This is a genomic window from Flavobacterium laiguense (assembly GCF_003097655.1).
GTDB classification, from domain to species: domain Bacteria; phylum Bacteroidota; class Bacteroidia; order Flavobacteriales; family Flavobacteriaceae; genus Flavobacterium; species Flavobacterium laiguense.
Window position 1 is genome coordinate 74,023 of sequence record NZ_QCZH01000015.1, and the last position, 16,273, is coordinate 90,295.

19 protein-coding genes and 1 pseudogene are annotated in these 16,273 nt (G+C 33.7%); 2 read left to right on the forward strand and 18 right to left on the reverse strand.

The window, feature by feature from the left end:
• Positions 1–186: 186 nt before the first annotated feature.
• The 9 genes from DB891_RS12610 to DB891_RS12650 form a co-directional block, all read right to left on the reverse strand.
• On the reverse strand, positions 187–576 hold the full coding sequence (locus DB891_RS12610) for a DUF1398 domain-containing protein (protein WP_116763937.1): 390 nt from the start codon (positions 574–576) through the stop codon (positions 187–189).
• 21 nt (positions 577–597) lie between these two features.
• Positions 598–1,032: an acyl-CoA thioesterase gene (locus tag DB891_RS12615; RefSeq protein ID WP_116763938.1), complete on the reverse strand. Its 435-nt coding sequence runs from the start codon at positions 1,030–1,032 to the stop codon at positions 598–600.
• Positions 1,033–1,169: 137 nt separating this feature from the next.
• Positions 1,170–1,616 (reverse strand): GNAT family N-acetyltransferase, encoded by a 447-nt coding sequence (locus tag DB891_RS12620; RefSeq protein ID WP_317046008.1) that lies wholly within the window; start codon positions 1,614–1,616, stop codon positions 1,170–1,172.
• A gap of 118 nt (positions 1,617–1,734) precedes the next feature.
• On the reverse strand, positions 1,735–2,226 hold the full coding sequence (locus DB891_RS12625) for an acyl-CoA thioesterase (RefSeq protein WP_116763939.1): 492 nt from the start codon (positions 2,224–2,226) through the stop codon (positions 1,735–1,737).
• Positions 2,227–2,335: 109 nt separating this feature from the next.
• A complete protein-coding gene (locus DB891_RS12630) occupies positions 2,336–3,049 on the reverse strand; it encodes an MBL fold metallo-hydrolase (protein WP_116763940.1) in 714 nt (237 codons plus the stop codon).
• 26 nt (positions 3,050–3,075) lie between these two features.
• Positions 3,076–3,939 (reverse strand): alpha/beta fold hydrolase, encoded by an 864-nt coding sequence (locus DB891_RS12635; RefSeq protein WP_116763941.1) that lies wholly within the window; start codon positions 3,937–3,939, stop codon positions 3,076–3,078.
• Between the two features lie 94 nt (positions 3,940–4,033).
• Positions 4,034–4,921: an NHL repeat-containing protein gene (locus tag DB891_RS12640; protein ID WP_116763942.1), complete on the reverse strand. Its 888-nt coding sequence runs from the start codon at positions 4,919–4,921 to the stop codon at positions 4,034–4,036.
• Positions 4,922–4,964: 43 nt separating this feature from the next.
• A complete protein-coding gene (locus DB891_RS12645) occupies positions 4,965–5,765 on the reverse strand; it encodes an MBL fold metallo-hydrolase (protein ID WP_116763943.1) in 801 nt (266 codons plus the stop codon).
• Positions 5,766–5,837: 72 nt separating this feature from the next.
• Positions 5,838–6,401 (reverse strand): Crp/Fnr family transcriptional regulator, encoded by a 564-nt coding sequence (locus DB891_RS12650; protein ID WP_116763944.1) that lies wholly within the window; start codon positions 6,399–6,401, stop codon positions 5,838–5,840.
• A 261-nt stretch (positions 6,402–6,662) separates the two neighbouring features.
• Between DB891_RS12650 and DB891_RS12655 the strand changes: the two genes are divergently transcribed.
• Positions 6,663–7,214 (forward strand): DUF4494 domain-containing protein, encoded by a 552-nt coding sequence (locus DB891_RS12655; protein ID WP_116763957.1) that lies wholly within the window; start codon positions 6,663–6,665, stop codon positions 7,212–7,214.
• A gap of 92 nt (positions 7,215–7,306) precedes the next feature.
• Here DB891_RS12655 and DB891_RS12660 read toward each other — a convergent pair whose 3' ends face one another.
• Positions 7,307–7,615 carry a transposase gene (locus DB891_RS12660; protein ID WP_223256104.1) on the reverse strand — a complete coding sequence of 103 codons (309 nt, stop codon included), beginning with the start codon at positions 7,613–7,615 and terminating at the stop codon, positions 7,307–7,309.
• Between DB891_RS12660 and DB891_RS17985 the strand changes: the two genes are divergently transcribed.
• Positions 7,594–7,842, forward strand: coding sequence for a group II intron maturase-specific domain-containing protein (locus DB891_RS17985; RefSeq protein WP_116763945.1), 249 nt, complete (start codon positions 7,594–7,596; stop codon positions 7,840–7,842). The two genes, DB891_RS12660 and DB891_RS17985, sit on opposite strands and share 22 nt — an antisense overlap.
• A 99-nt stretch (positions 7,843–7,941) precedes the next feature.
• Here DB891_RS17985 and DB891_RS12670 read toward each other — a convergent pair whose 3' ends face one another.
• From DB891_RS12670 to DB891_RS12705, 8 genes and pseudogenes are all read right to left on the reverse strand, one after another.
• Complete coding sequence (locus DB891_RS12670; RefSeq protein ID WP_116763946.1) at positions 7,942–9,156, reverse strand: C45 family autoproteolytic acyltransferase/hydolase; 1,215 nt, start codon at positions 9,154–9,156, stop codon at positions 7,942–7,944.
• A gap of 57 nt (positions 9,157–9,213) precedes the next feature.
• Entirely contained in the window at positions 9,214–9,399 is a 186-nt protein-coding gene (locus tag DB891_RS17990) for a transposase (RefSeq protein WP_189337147.1), read from the reverse strand.
• 53 nt (positions 9,400–9,452) lie between these two features.
• Positions 9,453–10,070, reverse strand: a complete 618-nt coding sequence (locus DB891_RS12680; protein WP_262497838.1) for a DUF3667 domain-containing protein — start codon at positions 10,068–10,070, stop codon at positions 9,453–9,455.
• Positions 10,071–10,263: 193 nt separating this feature from the next.
• Complete coding sequence (locus DB891_RS12685; RefSeq protein WP_116763949.1) at positions 10,264–10,734, reverse strand: hypothetical protein; 471 nt, start codon at positions 10,732–10,734, stop codon at positions 10,264–10,266.
• A 194-nt stretch (positions 10,735–10,928) separates the two neighbouring features.
• Positions 10,929–11,915, reverse strand: a pseudogene (locus DB891_RS12690) (IS30 family transposase); the annotation flags it as partial.
• Between the two features lie 181 nt (positions 11,916–12,096).
• Positions 12,097–14,457, reverse strand: coding sequence for a nuclear transport factor 2 family protein (locus tag DB891_RS12695; protein WP_116763951.1), 2,361 nt, complete (start codon positions 14,455–14,457; stop codon positions 12,097–12,099).
• 40 nt (positions 14,458–14,497) lie between these two features.
• Positions 14,498–14,950 carry a nuclear transport factor 2 family protein gene (locus DB891_RS12700; protein ID WP_116763952.1) on the reverse strand — a complete coding sequence of 151 codons (453 nt, stop codon included), beginning with the start codon at positions 14,948–14,950 and terminating at the stop codon, positions 14,498–14,500.
• A gap of 104 nt (positions 14,951–15,054) precedes the next feature.
• Positions 15,055–15,840 carry a helix-turn-helix domain-containing protein gene (locus DB891_RS12705; RefSeq protein ID WP_189337148.1) on the reverse strand — a complete coding sequence of 262 codons (786 nt, stop codon included), beginning with the start codon at positions 15,838–15,840 and terminating at the stop codon, positions 15,055–15,057.
• Between the last annotated feature and the right edge of the window lie 433 nt (positions 15,841–16,273).

Genomic DNA, 16,273 nt, shown 5'->3' on the forward strand with positions numbered 1-16,273 from the left:
GACCACTTTTTTTGTTTTACCATTGTCCCTGTATATTCTATTCAAAATTAGAATTCATTTTTTTACCATTAAGACATTAAGAGCCATTAAGCTTAATACCCCTTAATGCCTTAATGGTAAATTTTAGTTTATTTGTTGCAATATTTAACCACTCATTTTGTGATAATACCCTTTTTTTTGATAAACCTAACTCGGGATTTTTTCTATTAAAATAGCAGCACCCGATTGGTCATAATAAGTACAGGTCATTTCTATAATATTAACGCTCCATTTTGCAATTCCGCACTGTCCAGCTTGATTACAAAAGGTGAGGTAATCGGTTTGGCCGTCTTGATGTATAACCAGAAATTCAATGAATCGCTCTTTGTTGGCAGACGGAGCAATAGTGATGCTGTTATAAGTTTCAGTCGCTACCGCCCGAAAATTATCGGCACCAAAATATTCTACATGACCATCGTTAACAAAGGTATCATATCCTTTTACTCCTAATGCAATTAAATCTTGAATGTAAGTAGGGAAGTCAGCTCCAGATTGAACTCTGGAATGCGCTTCTTTTATTTGAGCAATTGTAAACATATTTGATAGGATTTGGAATAATTATAACGCAATAAAATCAGCTGTTTTTGGAAAAACACTTAACGCATCAGTAACAATTTGCGGAGTAGGAGTGGCTAGTTTACGAAGTTTAGTATCCATCCAAGCACCATCTACTGTAATAACGGCGCACAATACATCTTCTTTATAAAATTCATGAACTATAGACCAGCGTGAAGCATCGGCTTTCATTTTTGCCATTTTGGTTTGCATGGTAATAACGTCGGAGAGATTGATTTCTTTTCTAAAAACACATTCTTCCCTAAATAAAATTGGACCAATATGCTCCGTTTGCATCACTCTTAAAGTCAATCCTAATTGTGCCATAATCTCAACACGGTGTTGCGCTCCAAAGTCATAATATGCACTGTGACGCAAGTGAAAATTGGGGTCTAAATCAGACCAACGAAAAGAAAGTTGTTTGCTAAATGTAGCCATAGGGGTTTAATTTTTGTTCGGGTTTTGTACACAAAGATAGAGAGGATTTTTACATTGGCAAAGCGGGATTGAATAAGTGACTTGATTTGGGCTTGTCCTCGTTGGACAAAAGTTGAATTTAAAACACCCTATTTTCATTATGATAAAAGTTGATATAAAAGCACCTCTTCCATTTTATGTGGAAGTTTTGTGTTTCCCACAAATGAAAGACCTATTTTTTGTAATAAATACTGTGAGGCTAAATTGTTTTTATCTGTTATTGCGCTAAGTTTACTTAATCTGAAATGTTGGAATGCCGCTTCTTTTAGTTTGTTCACACATTCAAAAGCATAGCCTTGCTTTTCAAAAATCGGGAGTAAAGCAAATCCAATATCGATTCCTTCCAAGCCCTCTCTATCGAAAAGACCACAACAACCTATTTTTTTTCCATCCAATTTTCGGATTACCGTGTAATTGCCATACCCCAATCTTTCGAATTGTGGCAATATCTTAGTCTCTATATACTCTTCTGCATCTGTACTGTTTTGTATTTTCCTATCCTCAATAAATTCGATCCATTTTGGGGTATTGAATAATTCTAAAATAAAACCAACATCTTATTTGGATGTTGGTTTTAGTAGTAATCTTTCTGTTTCAAATGTTTTCAATTCACCTATTTTTAGTTATTTGCAACGCCTGATTGTACAAGTTTATTCCGCTTTATTAGTTATGCTTCACTTTAAAATCAGTAAGCAATTGTCTAATTCTATCTTGTAAATTGCCTTGGTTGGCAACTTCTGTGTTTTCAATTGTTTTTGCCCATGCCATAAATTGAAGATCATGAGGAACTTTTTTGCCTGTTTTTAAATTTATAGGAATAAGTTTGGATCTCATAATTGCCTTAATTTGATTTTGTTCTTCGTTCATCATAATAGTTTCTAAGTGAAGAAATTCTATATCAACATGTAATAAAGTAGATTGAATGGATACTATTTCATTAAATAGGGCAGGTTTTATGTATGTGATTTCATGGCTGCCGATTACCCAGGCTAAATCATTTTTATAATACTCATTAAAGTCAAAGTTATAAAAATCTTTTAAATGGTCTTCTCGAGCATTAATTAAGTAATCAAGATATCTAGAATTGTTTAAGTGTCCGAACATATCGCAATCCGTAAAGCGAATTTTATATGTTGAATTTGGATTTTTGTTCATAAGTCTAATTTTAGTTGTTTTTGTAGTACAGTTTCGAACAGCATAGGTTTTATTGTTCGTACTGTGAACGAAAGCTGCCCTTTGCTATTATTGGCTGCCATTTTATTTATCATCTCAAAAATTGGTCTCTATACTTTATTAAATATTTTCTGGAAACTGGATGTCCGTGTCCAAGATAAAATTGGTGGGTATGTAAGGAAAGTACGTGATTGATGCTGTTTTTTACTTGTTCTAAATTGTCATGAAAAGGGGGGTGTTTCATTCTTGAGTGGAACGCTATTCCCCCAAGTAATATTCCTGACGATGCTAAATCCATAATTATGGCATTTCCATCTTCAAGAATAACAGATAGAGAACCTGGTGTGTGTCCTGGAGTATGAATTACTTTTCCATTTATCCCATAAATTGACAAATCATATTCTTGGTTTCCATTTAAAACTATGTCTGGAAAACAAGGTGAAGCTGTATCTTTTACTATTTTAGGTTTAAGAACAATATCCCAAATTTTATGGTTAGACTTTAAAGTTTTCAGCATACTTTTTCCAGTTTGTAATGCTTCTTTGTCTAAATCATGTATTAGAATGGGGACTTTTAAAATATCCTTTAATTCTTTGGCACTTCCAAAATGGTCAATATGCCCATGAGTCACTAGTATTAAACCAATATCATCTAATTTTATGCCGTTTTTCTTTAATTGTTTGATGATTTTTTTCTCACTATTAGGTACACCCGTATCGACTAGAACGTGTTTTTTTTCTCCTTTTATAAGGAAACAATTGATCATCCCAAAAGGAAAAACGGATAACTGAATTATTTCTTTCATCTTTTATATTTTAAAATGGTCTGTTTTTAATTAAGAGAAGACCGGTATTTATCCAAATGGTTGTTTATTGCTAGGGCTACTTCATTGTAATTGGTTTGAACCAGCCAATGCCCCCCTTTGACTTTTATAAATGTGTAATCTCCGGTGACATAATCTTTGCATCTTTCTACTCCATAAGAACCAATTGCAAAATCATCTTCCCCCCAAATCATTAAAGTAGGTACATCTACATCATCCAATATTTGAGTTTTAGTAGCATTCTTCAATATTTTGTAATTTTCTCTATAGTAATTAAGTGCAGCTGTAACTGTTCCTTTTTTTTGAAATACGGATAGGTAATCGGCTATTTCTTCTTTAGTACAATTTTTCCAAAGACGCTTCAAAACTGCAAAATTGTCTTTCTTTATTTTATACTCTGGCAACCATGGTATTTGAAATCGTTGCATATATGAACTCATCTTCTTCTGCGTGGGATCTTTAGCTAGTGCTTCTCCAAATCCTTGTAAATGAGGAATGGACAAAGCGCTCCAACTCAGGACCAATTCGGGTTGCTCATATGCTACATGCCAACCAATGCAAGCTCCCCAGTCATGGCCAATCAAGTGAAATTTTTCTTTTCCCAAAGCCTTGCTAATAGTAACAATATCGGAGCCCAGTTGTTCTAGCGTGTAGTTTTTTTTGCCTTTTGGTTGCGCTCCTGGACTGTATCCCCGTAAATTGGGAGCAACACAGTACAATCCTTTTTTGGATAAATCCTTCATCAGTGGTATCCACATGTGATTGGTCTCTGGGAATCCATGCAATAGTATAACGAGTTCATTAGAGGGATCTCCTGCGCAGCGTAAATCAAAAGTAAGATGATCCAGAGTAAGTTGCTTATGTACTATCATGTGTTTTTTTTTAATTGAGTGAAAGAAATTTGTGTTTTTTTTTAAATTGCTGTGTTTTTTTTGGTCTATACTGATTTTTTGAATTCGGAATGTATCATAGGCTTTGTTTTAAACTGGTATCTAATTTTATAAAATGAAGTTCTCCATTGATCATTCCTGGAACAATTAATTGGTCTTTGAGTATTATAAAATCGGCTGGGCCAGCTATAAGTTCGGGAAGCTTAATTATATTTAATCTATTGTTATACAATTGTATGGAGAATAGGATTCCTTTTTTTTCAAACGATACCCAGTTACTTACATATAGTACATCATTGGCAATGGATATCCCATCAAAATAGCCTTCAGCTTCGGTTAGTTTTGTGAAAATATTGTCTTTTAAATTTAAATATCCCACAGCGCCATTGGGTTTATTATCGGTTCCAAAACCATTTATATACAATCTATTGGCTTTTTTATAGCAAAACAATCCATTGATTCCATAGATTGGGTGGTCGATTTTAATTTCGGAATAGGATTTGTCATTTAGATTAACTTTGAAGAGTTTACTTTTATCAGTTGCAGTTGCATATAAAGTGGTTGAATCCCATACTGCGATATCGTTCAAAAACGAACTGTCTTTGCTAAAGTCGATTTCATATAATTTTGTTCCTGTTGTTAAATCAATTGCAAGAAGACGATCAATGTCATTTAAAAATAGTATTCCATTATCGATGGCTAGCCCTTTTGGCGCATTTAGTTTTTCTTTTACAAACGTAGAATCTAGGATTTGTCCCTTTTTATCTAATTTAAGTATTTTACCATCGCCATCTTTTGCATTTGGGTTTAATTCTTTACCAATGTCGGCTACATATATAAAATGTCCATCTGTTGCAACACTTTTTATATGATGGAATCCAGTGATGATTTTTGAATTTTGTGCATTCGAATTTATTGCTATACATAAGCCGAATAGAAAGCTTAGCTTGGTTTTATTTTTCATTTTTTCTGGGTTTTTATGCTGTTTATAAAAATATTTGGCAGTTTTAAGACATAATTCGGGTATCTATTCCGCTTTTTAGCCAAATGAATTTATCGCTGACATTCGAATTTTTTATTTCGTTCAATAATGACGCTACAGATTGTCTAAAGTGCCACCAACCTTCATAATGTATGGGTATTACAGTGTTGGCTTGGAGTAATTGTGTTGTTTTTATGGCTTCTTCGCCATTCATGGTCACTCGTAAATTCTTTTTTAGATAGGGGAAGGCGCCTGCTCCGAGATGTAAAATGGCAACATCCACTTTTTTTCGTTTGGCAAGTTCATAAACTCCTTCAAAAAGCACGGTGTCACCAGAAATATAAAGACACCCTTTTTCTTGATTGTCCCATTCGATGGTAAAGCCAAGTACTTTGCCCATCATTTTGTCCAATCGTTTGATGTTGGTATGCTGTGCCGGAATGGCCGTAATCTTCAATCCTTTGACTCTTTCGTCCTTTATTGAATATTCCTCCCAGTTTTCGAGACCAATGGTTTTGGTGTCTTTAAGTCTATGGACCGCAGCTGTAGTGGATAATACAAGAGGAACGTTTTTAATGAATTCTCTCCCAGTTTTGTCTAGGTTGTCTTTATGATGGTCGTGACTGAGTAATACCAAATCCACTTTTCCAATTTCGGCGGGAGTAAGTGCGGCGTCAATGTATTTTTTGGAAAAGGCTAGGGGGCTTGTTACATATTGGGGTAACCAACCGTCTTTTTTGTTCAGTGTTGGATCGGTCAGGATTTTGTATCCGTTTATGTTTATTAAAACACAAGCGGTGTCAATGTGGGTGATGCTAAAATTCATTTCAATTTTGTTTTATCAGTTATTTACTGATGCAAAGTTGAGAATGATTTATGGGCGAGAAATTGACTTTGGTCAAGTAATACGTTTTCGGATTCGGCTTAAGGTTTCTGGAACTACGCCTATATAGGACGCAATGTATTTTTGAGGAATCGATTGTATTAGTTTGGATTGCTCCGTAAAAAGAGCTTCGTATCGCTCTTGCGGAGTTTTGAGCAATAAATCCATTTCTCTTTTTACTTTTTTGGAAAGTAAATATTCAGTGGCAATTTGACCTAGTTTTTTTGAGGTTTCGCACATAGCATACAATGCATTCAAACTTTCGTGTGAGATCGAATGTAATACACAGGGTGTTATGGCTTGGATATAAACGGCTGTTTTTTTTCTGGTGTAAAAAGAGTCGTAAGCACAATAAAAAGAGTTTTGGAAAGCAAAATCAAAGGTAATTTCCTTCTCATTATGCACAGCGTAATAACGTACAATTCCTGTGTCAATAAATGACATATAGTTTTCAACCTGACCTTCGAAAAGAATAATTTCGTTGGCTTGAAATGTCCTTGTTTTAATTTGTTTTAAAAAAACAGTTAGGCTTTCTTCTGAAAAACCCATTTTTTTAAAATAATTAATTAATGATTCCATAGAAATTGCAGTTGTATATTGAATCTTTGTTTTATTTGGTAAAGTTATGTTTTTATAATGCCACTTAAACTTTTGCGATTGAAAAAAACAAATTGTAGTAGTAATCTTTGCTTGAAGCTTTTTTTTAATACTTATTTAGATGGTAAACAAAATAGAAAATGACTGCGATTGAATTTATCCAAAATTGTGAATATCTATTTTTTGAATTGTGTATTTATTTTTCTTTAAAATCTATCTTTGGCATCCTTAAAAAAAAGAGAGATGAGCACAATTTGGTACGAATGCAAAGTAAAATATAGAAAAACAGATGAAACTGGAGGGCAAAAGATTACGACAGAACCTTACTTGGTAGATGCTTTATCCTATACGGAAGCAGAAAGCAGAATTAATGAAGAGATGTCTGCCTATATTAGTGAAGAATTTAAAATCACGAATATTAAAGTTGCTAATTATGCTGAGATACATCCCTTTGAAAATGCGGATCGTTGGTTTAAATCAAAAGTTTCTTTATTGGCTTATGATGAAGAAAGCGGTAAAGAACGAAAGTCGAATATGTATCTATTAGTGCAAGCCAATGACGTAAAAGAAGCTTATGATAACACCCTTCATGTAATGAAAACCACCATGGGAGAATATAACATCCCAGCTATTTCGGAATCTCCTATTTTGGATGTTTTTCCTTATTTTAGTGGAGAAGAAGGAGAAACAGAACAATTAGAAAAGTTCAATGCACTCAAAGCTTCTAAACCTGCAGCAGTAGAAGTATTGGATACTATGGAATTTGATCCCGCTTATTTAGAGGAAAGTGTTTAATTATACAGCACTGTAAATTAAGTATTATTACTAGAATTGTAAAAAAAAGGGCTTTTCAGTCCTTTTTTTGGGTCACATAAATTTTCTGGGGATTAAGCAAAAAGTTTTTCCATTCTAAAGAGAAAGAATTTTACATCTACCACACCTCTTTGATTAGCTCTAAAGAGTTTTATTTTAGAATTAAACGATTCTGCATTTGCATTAGTATGTCTGTTTTTAAAGAAGTTTAAAATGGTTTCTAAATGATAATTCAAACTATTTGCAGTGGTATTAAAAACCGTCATATCGAGTTGCTTGGTTTTTTGTACCCAATTAGTCATTTTTTCTCTTGTTATTTCTTTACTTGTTTCTTCATAAATATTTCTAAACTCAATTTCCGATAAGTAAAATAGCGGAACTATTAAAACTCAAACTCCGAGGTTGGATAAATTACTATAGCAAGTTCCGAATGAGCGAAATGCGAAAACTTTTCAAGGTTTTGCATCTACGCTTGACCAAATGGATACGCAATAAATACCGTCGATTCAGAAAGAAACCTTGGTACGTAGGGTATAAATACCTTCAACAGTTATCAAGAGACTTTCCAAATTTGTTTGAACATTGGCAATACGAGGGTTTCAGACCTTAACAGACTTGAATTAAGAAGAGCCGTATGAATCGAGAGATTCACGTACGGTTCTGTGAGAGGTTTGGGGGTGAGATTCCCCTTTACCTACTCGACTTTTCTCTATTTGCCCGAAGTAAATTTGTGTAAATCATATTCTGATTGGTCGGGTGAACCATTGGTAAGCTGAATTGAAGGGTTTTTACCCAAAGTGAAAATCACAGAACTAAATGTAAAACCCGATTTTCCTTCTTGAAAAGTTCTGCAAACAGGGTTTTTGGGATCGTCTTTTGCACGAAAAGCCTCCTTTAAAACATTGTCGGTAATTTTGGTAACAGGAATATTTAGCCTATTTTTTAAAGAAGCTAATCGAATGACACTGTTATCATCATTTGCTTCATCACTTAATAATTTTTTCTGAAACGCTTGATACCATGGTTTCACATCATCGTTAGAGATAGGGTGGTTTGTATGATAAACTAATGCCTCATTCGATGGGTCAGGTAAATAGCGGACAACCTTATTGGCAGAAGCTTCAAAATCATATACTTTATCAAAAGTACCGAGGATATAGTTTTGACCTGAAGCATGAGGTACTGTTTTTAGAAATTTTAAAGCACTTTTACCGTTTTTTTGGGCTAAAACGCCTCTTATAATACAGGAAACAGGTAGTCCATCAGTACTGGCGGTTAACTCCATCAATGTATTCATACAAAGCCCAATACCTTTTGAATTGACACCATTGAGGGCAACGAGACCCGAACAACTTAAAATATATTGCTCTGGCTCATTCGAAGTTGGGGCAATATGAAGCAAGATTTGATACCCATTCATATAGCTTTCTAAATCCATATTTTGGGAAACGTAGGCAGGATGTGTATTGGTGGCTGCAACGCCTATATCGCTACAATGATGCTTTTTGATGTTATTTAATCGGTCAATATAAACCCAAAACTCATCAACCAATTGAAAGCACAAAACATCTCGAAAGGACTGTCCCGAACTTTCAGCAATGCCTTTTATTTCTTCGTATATTTCGGGTGTATGTTTGCGAATGGCAGGCTCAAAATTGGTTGCTTTTAAAAAGGCTGTGATGACTGTATCAGCATTTTGTTTACTATCATTTTGAATACTATTTTTCCATTTTAAAAAAACTTCTGCAATTTCTGTCTTTAAGACTTTACCATGTTGCAAGCCACGCTGACGACCATTGCCTTGTAGTTCTATGACAGGTACATTTTTAGTGTTACCGATTTTAATTTCAGGTTGTTGAGAAAATGAATTGATACAAATTGTCAACATTAAAATTGTAAAAATAGAGGTCGTGAAATATTTCATAGTTTTTTTATTTTGTTATAATATTTGGTTTTACTGTTTTTTGAGTGGTTCTATATTTTATTCAGGTAAGAGGTCAAGTTTTCCATTGAAAAATAGTAGAGCATTTCTATATCCCTTAACCGATTTAAATCCTCTTCCTACAGATTTTACTATCTGAATTTTTGAGTTTATGTTTTCTGCGATACCATTTGATAATGTAGTAACAGCCGCATTTACAATTCCTTTTAAATGCGGCGGATTCAAGTCATAAATGCAACTTGACCATTATTATTTAATGAATGTATAAATACTTCGGATTACTTTAAAATTGTCAAACCAAAACTAATAATAGAAACTAATATTATAACAAAAAGTAAACCCAAAACTGTCAATCCTAAAACTCCTAATACTTTTAGAATAATTGATTTCAGAGGTTTGTCTTTGTAAAATTCTTTAAAAAACCAAATCAAAATTGCAGGTACTAGTAAAAGTGAAAGTTGGGTTATGTTAAAAAAAGTATTTGGTGAATGTCTAAAAATGAACATAATCGGAAACACTAAAATAATAGAAATTAATGTATAAAATGATAAAACATATGCATTCATAACAACGTGTTCATAGTAATTATTTCCCCATTTTCTAAAAGCAATTTTGGTTGTTAGAGCAAAAAGTGGAATAAGAAGAAGCATTATTACAGAATTGTAACTTGACAAAAATGAGTTTACATCGCCCATTGAATTAGAGTTGATATTTTGTTGTGAAAAGTATGTACTCATCACTTCATTTAAGTTCAAAACTTTATAGGATAGAAATGCCGAAAGTCCACTCAGTACAAAAACTAACAAAATAGGTTTATAATGACTTACCCGATTTCCATCAATATAGTCCTTTGCCGTTTTTCCTGGATTTTTGAGAATATTTTTAACTGAATACAAAAAAACCTTGTTAGATTCTTGACTCTGCGATTGGCTTGCACACAACGTTTGGCCGCTTTGCGATGTGGCGGATTAAGGATGCCTAAACTTTCGGTTAATGACTATTTTACTAGTACAAAACCATCTTTAAATTAAGCCTAAACCCGCCATATTGCCAAACGGCGGTTAGCGGTTCGGCTTTTTTATTCCGCAATTAGTATGAATTTTTTATTTCAATATTTAATTGTCGTCCTTCATTTAATGCTTTTTTGTCCAATGATGAACCAATAGCAAGTCCTAAAGCCATGCCAATAGGCAATCCCAGTCCTAATAGTCCTAAATTACCGATGCTTAATCCAAAAGCTACTCCAATTGGTATGCCAATTCCGCTCATTCCAAAGAACATCCAAATAGTTCGATAATAATTTTTTGGTACAATCTTGTGTTCTTTTTCAACTCGTTTAATAATTAACGATTGCTTTTGTTTTATGAGTTTTGTTAATTGAGTTCCTAAAAGGGTTGATGAGTTTATTTGTTCAACACTTTCATTAATTGTGGCAACTACAGTTTGTGATAATTCCATTTTCTTTAATTCACTTAGAAGTTCTCCAAACTGTGAGTAAACTCTACTCAATTTAATGTCGGTAGAGATGTTTTGAATATTTTTTAGTTCTAATATACTCATAAGTATTTTTAGGTGTTTAATTTTCGTGATGTGGCGGATTCAAGAACCTATCGCAACAAGTCCATTAGTAATTTAGTTATTCAAAGTTAATTTTTTTGAAGAATATTAGCGTTAATTTCAGAATAACTTTTTTGGCTTTTTAAGAAGCCAAAAGTTATTTCCGAATTTAACTCACCGCTTACCATTCTCGTGTTAATTTCTTGCTCCATCATTTGGTTTGGAGTTTTATATCCAAGCACTTTTCTTGGTCTATTATTAAGCCTGTCTTGTGCATGTTTTAATTGTTTTAGTGTTATTGTATTAAAGTCAGTTCCTTTAGGGAAAAAGCGTCTGATAAGTCCATTTGTATTTTCGTTTGTTCCTCGTTCCCAAGAGGAATATGGATGAGCAAAATAGATGTCTATTCCTGTTTTATCCGTGAGCCATTTATGATTTGCCATTTCCATTCCGTTGTCGTAAGTTATTGATTTTCTTATGTATTCTGGTAAAGTGTTTAAGGTGTTAGCAAAAGCTTTGATGACTGTTTTTGACTTTCGATTGTCAATTTTCATGATAAAAGTATATCTGGTTTTTCGCTCTACGTTGGTTGCAATAGCGCTTTTTTGTCCTACGCCAATCATTAAATCACCTTCCCAATGACCTACTTCTTCTCTGAGCTGGATATGTTCGGGTCTTTGTTCAATACTCACTTGATTTTTGATTCGAATTCTGTCTTTACCAAACTTTCTATTTTCTCTTCTTTTATGATGGTGATAGGGAAGTAGCTTAATGAGCTTTTTTTCTAATATAGATTGTCGATGCCTATAAATGTGCTGATAAATAGCTTCATACGATATTGACATTATTGAATCATTTGGGTATGACAATTTAATGCTTCCAGCAATTTGATCTGGACTATAGCCATTTAATAGTCCCCTGTAGACATATATTTTGAGGCTTTTGTGGGTGTTTATTTTGTCTTGGGTTCTTTTATTAGAGTTAATTGTCGTTGCATACCAATGAGCGAGTTGTCCACTGTAGGTATCGGTAGGTCTTATCAGCCATTTTTTAAGTTCATTATTGACAGTAGAACGGGATCTATTTAGATGAACGGCGATATAACTTTTAGATCTTTTTTCCTGTAGTAAAGTCTCAATAATTATACGTTCATTTAAGGTTATTCGTTTATAGGATTTATTCATAATTCAACAAAGATAAAATTTATCATTTGTTGCGTTAGATTATTGAATTCTCCTTTTTCTGTTATGGTTTCTGCCAACGTCTAGGTATTGCCGAAGGCGGGGTTTAGAATTACAAATGTTCAATAAAGCACCGAAGCCCCGCTTTTGGCAATACCATGTTAGCGGTTCGTTGATCTACTTATTATTGGCTTTTCAACCATTCCTTCATTTTTGAAAAATAGTCTTTATGATAATTTGTCAATAAATAAAAACTGTCATTGCATTTATCGGTTGTTTCAAAACCACCATGTTGGGCATTTTTAATTAGTTCTGTATGAATGTTTTTCTTTTTCAGACTATCTACTCTTGCTTTTCTTTCATAAGATAGTGGGTAATCTTCAAATTCATTGAATTGCATATAGACGGGTTTGTTGAAGTTTTTCCACGTCGGTAGTGGATCATAGTTTAATTCTAAAGTACTGTACCATTGGTTTCTATTTTTTAAATCTACCTCGTTACTTTTAGGAAACAACCATTCTTTCAATAAAGTGTCTTGCTCAATGCTTTTTGTATAATCATCTAACTGTTTTGCAAGGGAAGGATTATCCATATAATCGAGAAAGTAGCTTCGTTGTTTAAGTACATTGGCTATTTGCGTTTCTGTATAACTTCCTTTACATTTCATAGAGGCCTTAGTACCATCAATATCTAATTGTCTCAGCGTAATTTGAGAGGAAGTCATATTTACGACAAAATCTATCTTGTCCCCACTGTGGTCAATGGCTTTAGCATTTACCCATCCGCCTTGCCAAACACCTACAAGTCCAATTTTTTTGCAGGATAAATCCTTTCTTGACCTTAAATAATCAACGCCAGCAAGTGCATCTTGGGCTAAATCAGGATAGCCCAATGTTTCATAACTTCTCCCTTCTGATACGCCAATGCCTTGTTTGTCATAAGCGAGTACGGTAACGCCTTCTCTTGCAATTTGGTCTGCCAACAATCTTAGGTTGGAAGCATAGCCATTTCTATTTTCTGCCCCTGCACCATGAACCAATACGACTGCCTTACCATTTGGCTTTTCAGGAATAAATAATGTACCACCCAATTTTACGCCATTAGCATTTGTGTATGTTACTTTTTCATTGGTGTAAAACTCCTTTTTAATGGCGGTTGTAATGAGCTTATCATTTTCATAAATCTCAATTTTATTTTGCTTGAATTTATAGGTTTGGACTACATCAGTGGACACTATTGTTTTCCCCGCTGTCCAAGTATTGTCATTTACTTTATTTAATCCACGAAATTCATAATTTTTTTCATTGAAGGCATACAGTTTTGGTTTTGAACGACCTATCACGATAATTTCGTTATTGGGTGTTACATAATCTCCCATAAACGGATCGAAGTATTCCCCATTTATTTCAGCCTGGATAGATGGTGATTTGGGAACTTCCCGCCATGAGTAACTTTTATGGACAATTTTCCAAGAACCTTCATATTTCAACAACAAAAAATAATCAGTTAACAATCTTGTATCAGAAGCTATAATTTCCACTTTTGCCGTAGCCGCATCTTTTTCTATATCTATGTCAATGATGCGTCCTAATCTATTGGATCTTTCGCCCTCATTGATATTAGCAATATATTGCTCTCCTGAACGTGTCCACAAAGTATCTTTTGCAACAGTATATAAATTAAATTTAGGATGAAATGCTTTTCTTAGCCTTTGTGGTTGACCATTGGCTGTTCCTTCAATGTAATCCAACAAAGTTTCTCTTACTTGCTCTAAGTCACTTTTGTATTGGGCTGTATTTGAGCTAATATTTTGATTATTAATCTGTTTTATAACTTCATTTGCTACTGAAACAGATGCTGTTGGATCTTGACCAGTTATAAATCTACCATCAACAACATAAAAATTTTCTTTTTCTGAAAAAACAAAGTTTCCTTTATTGTCATTAATAGCCTTATCCATTGCGAATGGAAATGTCTTATAATAGGCTTCATTTCTGTCTTCTTGGCTGTCGGGGAAGCCTGTAATCTTTCTTCCGCTATATAAAGAATTCCCCTTTTCATCCTTTAGGTAGGCAATCCCAGCTGTGCCATGACACAGGGTAGAAATGATGCCATTTCTATTGTAAATCGCTCTGGCAATTGTTTGGATAGATGTATCCTCAGCCACACCAAACATGGCAGCACCACCACCGCTATAAAAGATAGCCGAATAATGTTCTGGTACGACCACTGATGGGTGCATTGTATTCGCTAATTTATTCATAAATGAGCCGTCGTACAAATATTTTTTATGTGTAGCATTTGAGGTAGCAATATAGCCAATAGGGATAGCTCCGCCCTTGGGACTTACAAAATCAACCTCTATTCCAGCTTTATTGAATAAATCGTAAGGAATGACTATTTCCCCAAAATGGTTGGCTGTATTAATTTTGGTATTCCCGTAAAAGTGCTGATTGGATGTTACAAAAAGAATTTTTTTCTGAGAATAAACCAAAGTTGAATGAGATACAAAAAAAATAAGTATCAATAATATTATTTTATTCATTTGACTAAGAAGATTTTTTGTTAATAACTGTTTGTTATAATTATTTACTTGTAGGAACTTCAACCGTTTTGTGTGCAACTCTGGTAGAGATTTTATCCACTATTAACCAGCCCTCTGTGGTTTTCATGAGGTGAAAATAGTCTGTAAATAGTCGTTTTGAAGTACTAATTTCTACTTTTGCTATAGCCACATCGTTTGTGATGTCAATGAACACAATGCGACCCGACCAAGTTTTGGTCTTAGTTCGCTTTGTATAGCCTGTGAGATATTCCGCTTTAGGCATCACAGTTAGCTTACCATCCTTGAAGAATTTTAATTGCCAGGAGTCATGATATGATTTGCCTACCATTATTGAGTCTTGGGTAGCTTGCCCCTCCAGGTAGAGGTTTAAGGTATTTTGCACCAATTGCAAATCACTGATTGTATCTCTTACTTGTGCATTAGAGTTGAGAAATAAAAGACTAAGTCCCAGAGCTAAAAACATTTTTTTCATTTTTTACTTTTTAAATTTTTAAATAATTTATTGCAAAAATGAAAAAACAGCTCGATTATGGGGTTCAAGGTCATAAAAAACCAGTTCAACTCTATAAAATTGAACTACAAACCTTGATTTTTTTGATATTCGGCAGGTGTTTGACCTGTCATTTTTTTAAAAACGGTAAAAAATGACGATTTAGAATTAAAGCCACTTTCGTATCCAACGCCTTCAATAGTAAAATTTTTATTACTTAGAAGGAACCTCTTTGCACTTTCAATTCTTAACTCATTAATAAACACATTAAATGATTTATTGAATTTTTCGTTAATCACCTGAGATAGTACATGAGGACTTACATTCAATTCTTTTGCCGTTTCAGCGAGCGTCAGTTGAGGGTTAAGATAGAGTTCTTTTTCAGTTATCAACGACAGTTTTTGCTCAATTTCAGCTAACAAATCATTATCCAACTTTTTACCTTCATACCTTACTTTTTCTTCAAAAAAAGTGGAGTTTTTGCTTGTCCTAAAAACCAATAATAGCACAACTAAATAAATTACAAAAGAAAAAGACAATGCACCTACAATATAAGATGTGTATGAAGCTGTATAGTACGCCAGCCAAATCACTACAACGCCTAAATACAGACTAAGCTGCCAAAGCTGAATATTTTTTAATTTCTCATTTTTGTTAAACACGGTTTTAAAAATTTTTTTAACATAAGGAAAAGACAACCCTATATAGAAAAACCATTGAAGATAAATGCTTTTTACAATCAAAATGCTCCATAAACCTCTGTGTTTTGAATATGGAAGCAGAACACCCAAAATTGTTATGCCAATAAGGTAAGGAAATATATGCCACGCCCAATATGGTGCATTGTTTTTATTTTGCTTTTTTAGGTACAAAAACAGAAATGGACCAATTAAAATGCATCCCGAAAGTCCAATTTGTATAAATACGTCACTCAAATCATCATTGAAGTAGAAAAAAAGCGACTTGGTTATTCTGATACTTAATGCTAAAAGCAGAAATCCAAGGAAGTAATTTGAAAAACGCTTGCTATATGCAGAATAAAAAAAATAAAATGCAAGTATGAAGCCATTGAAAGCACCAATTGCACTGAAGAAGAATAGTAGTTGATTGTCTGAATTCAAGGGATTCTTATTATTAATTTTTGTGGTTGTTTATTTCAATTTTGAAATTTAGCAATTAGCACTTTACAATGACCGCTAACGTCAGTCTGTGAAAAAACCTCCGCTTAATTCCGAACAAATATAGCAAAATAGTTGTATAAAAACAGGATTTTTCGTATTTTTAAAGATGCAACATATCCCAGGA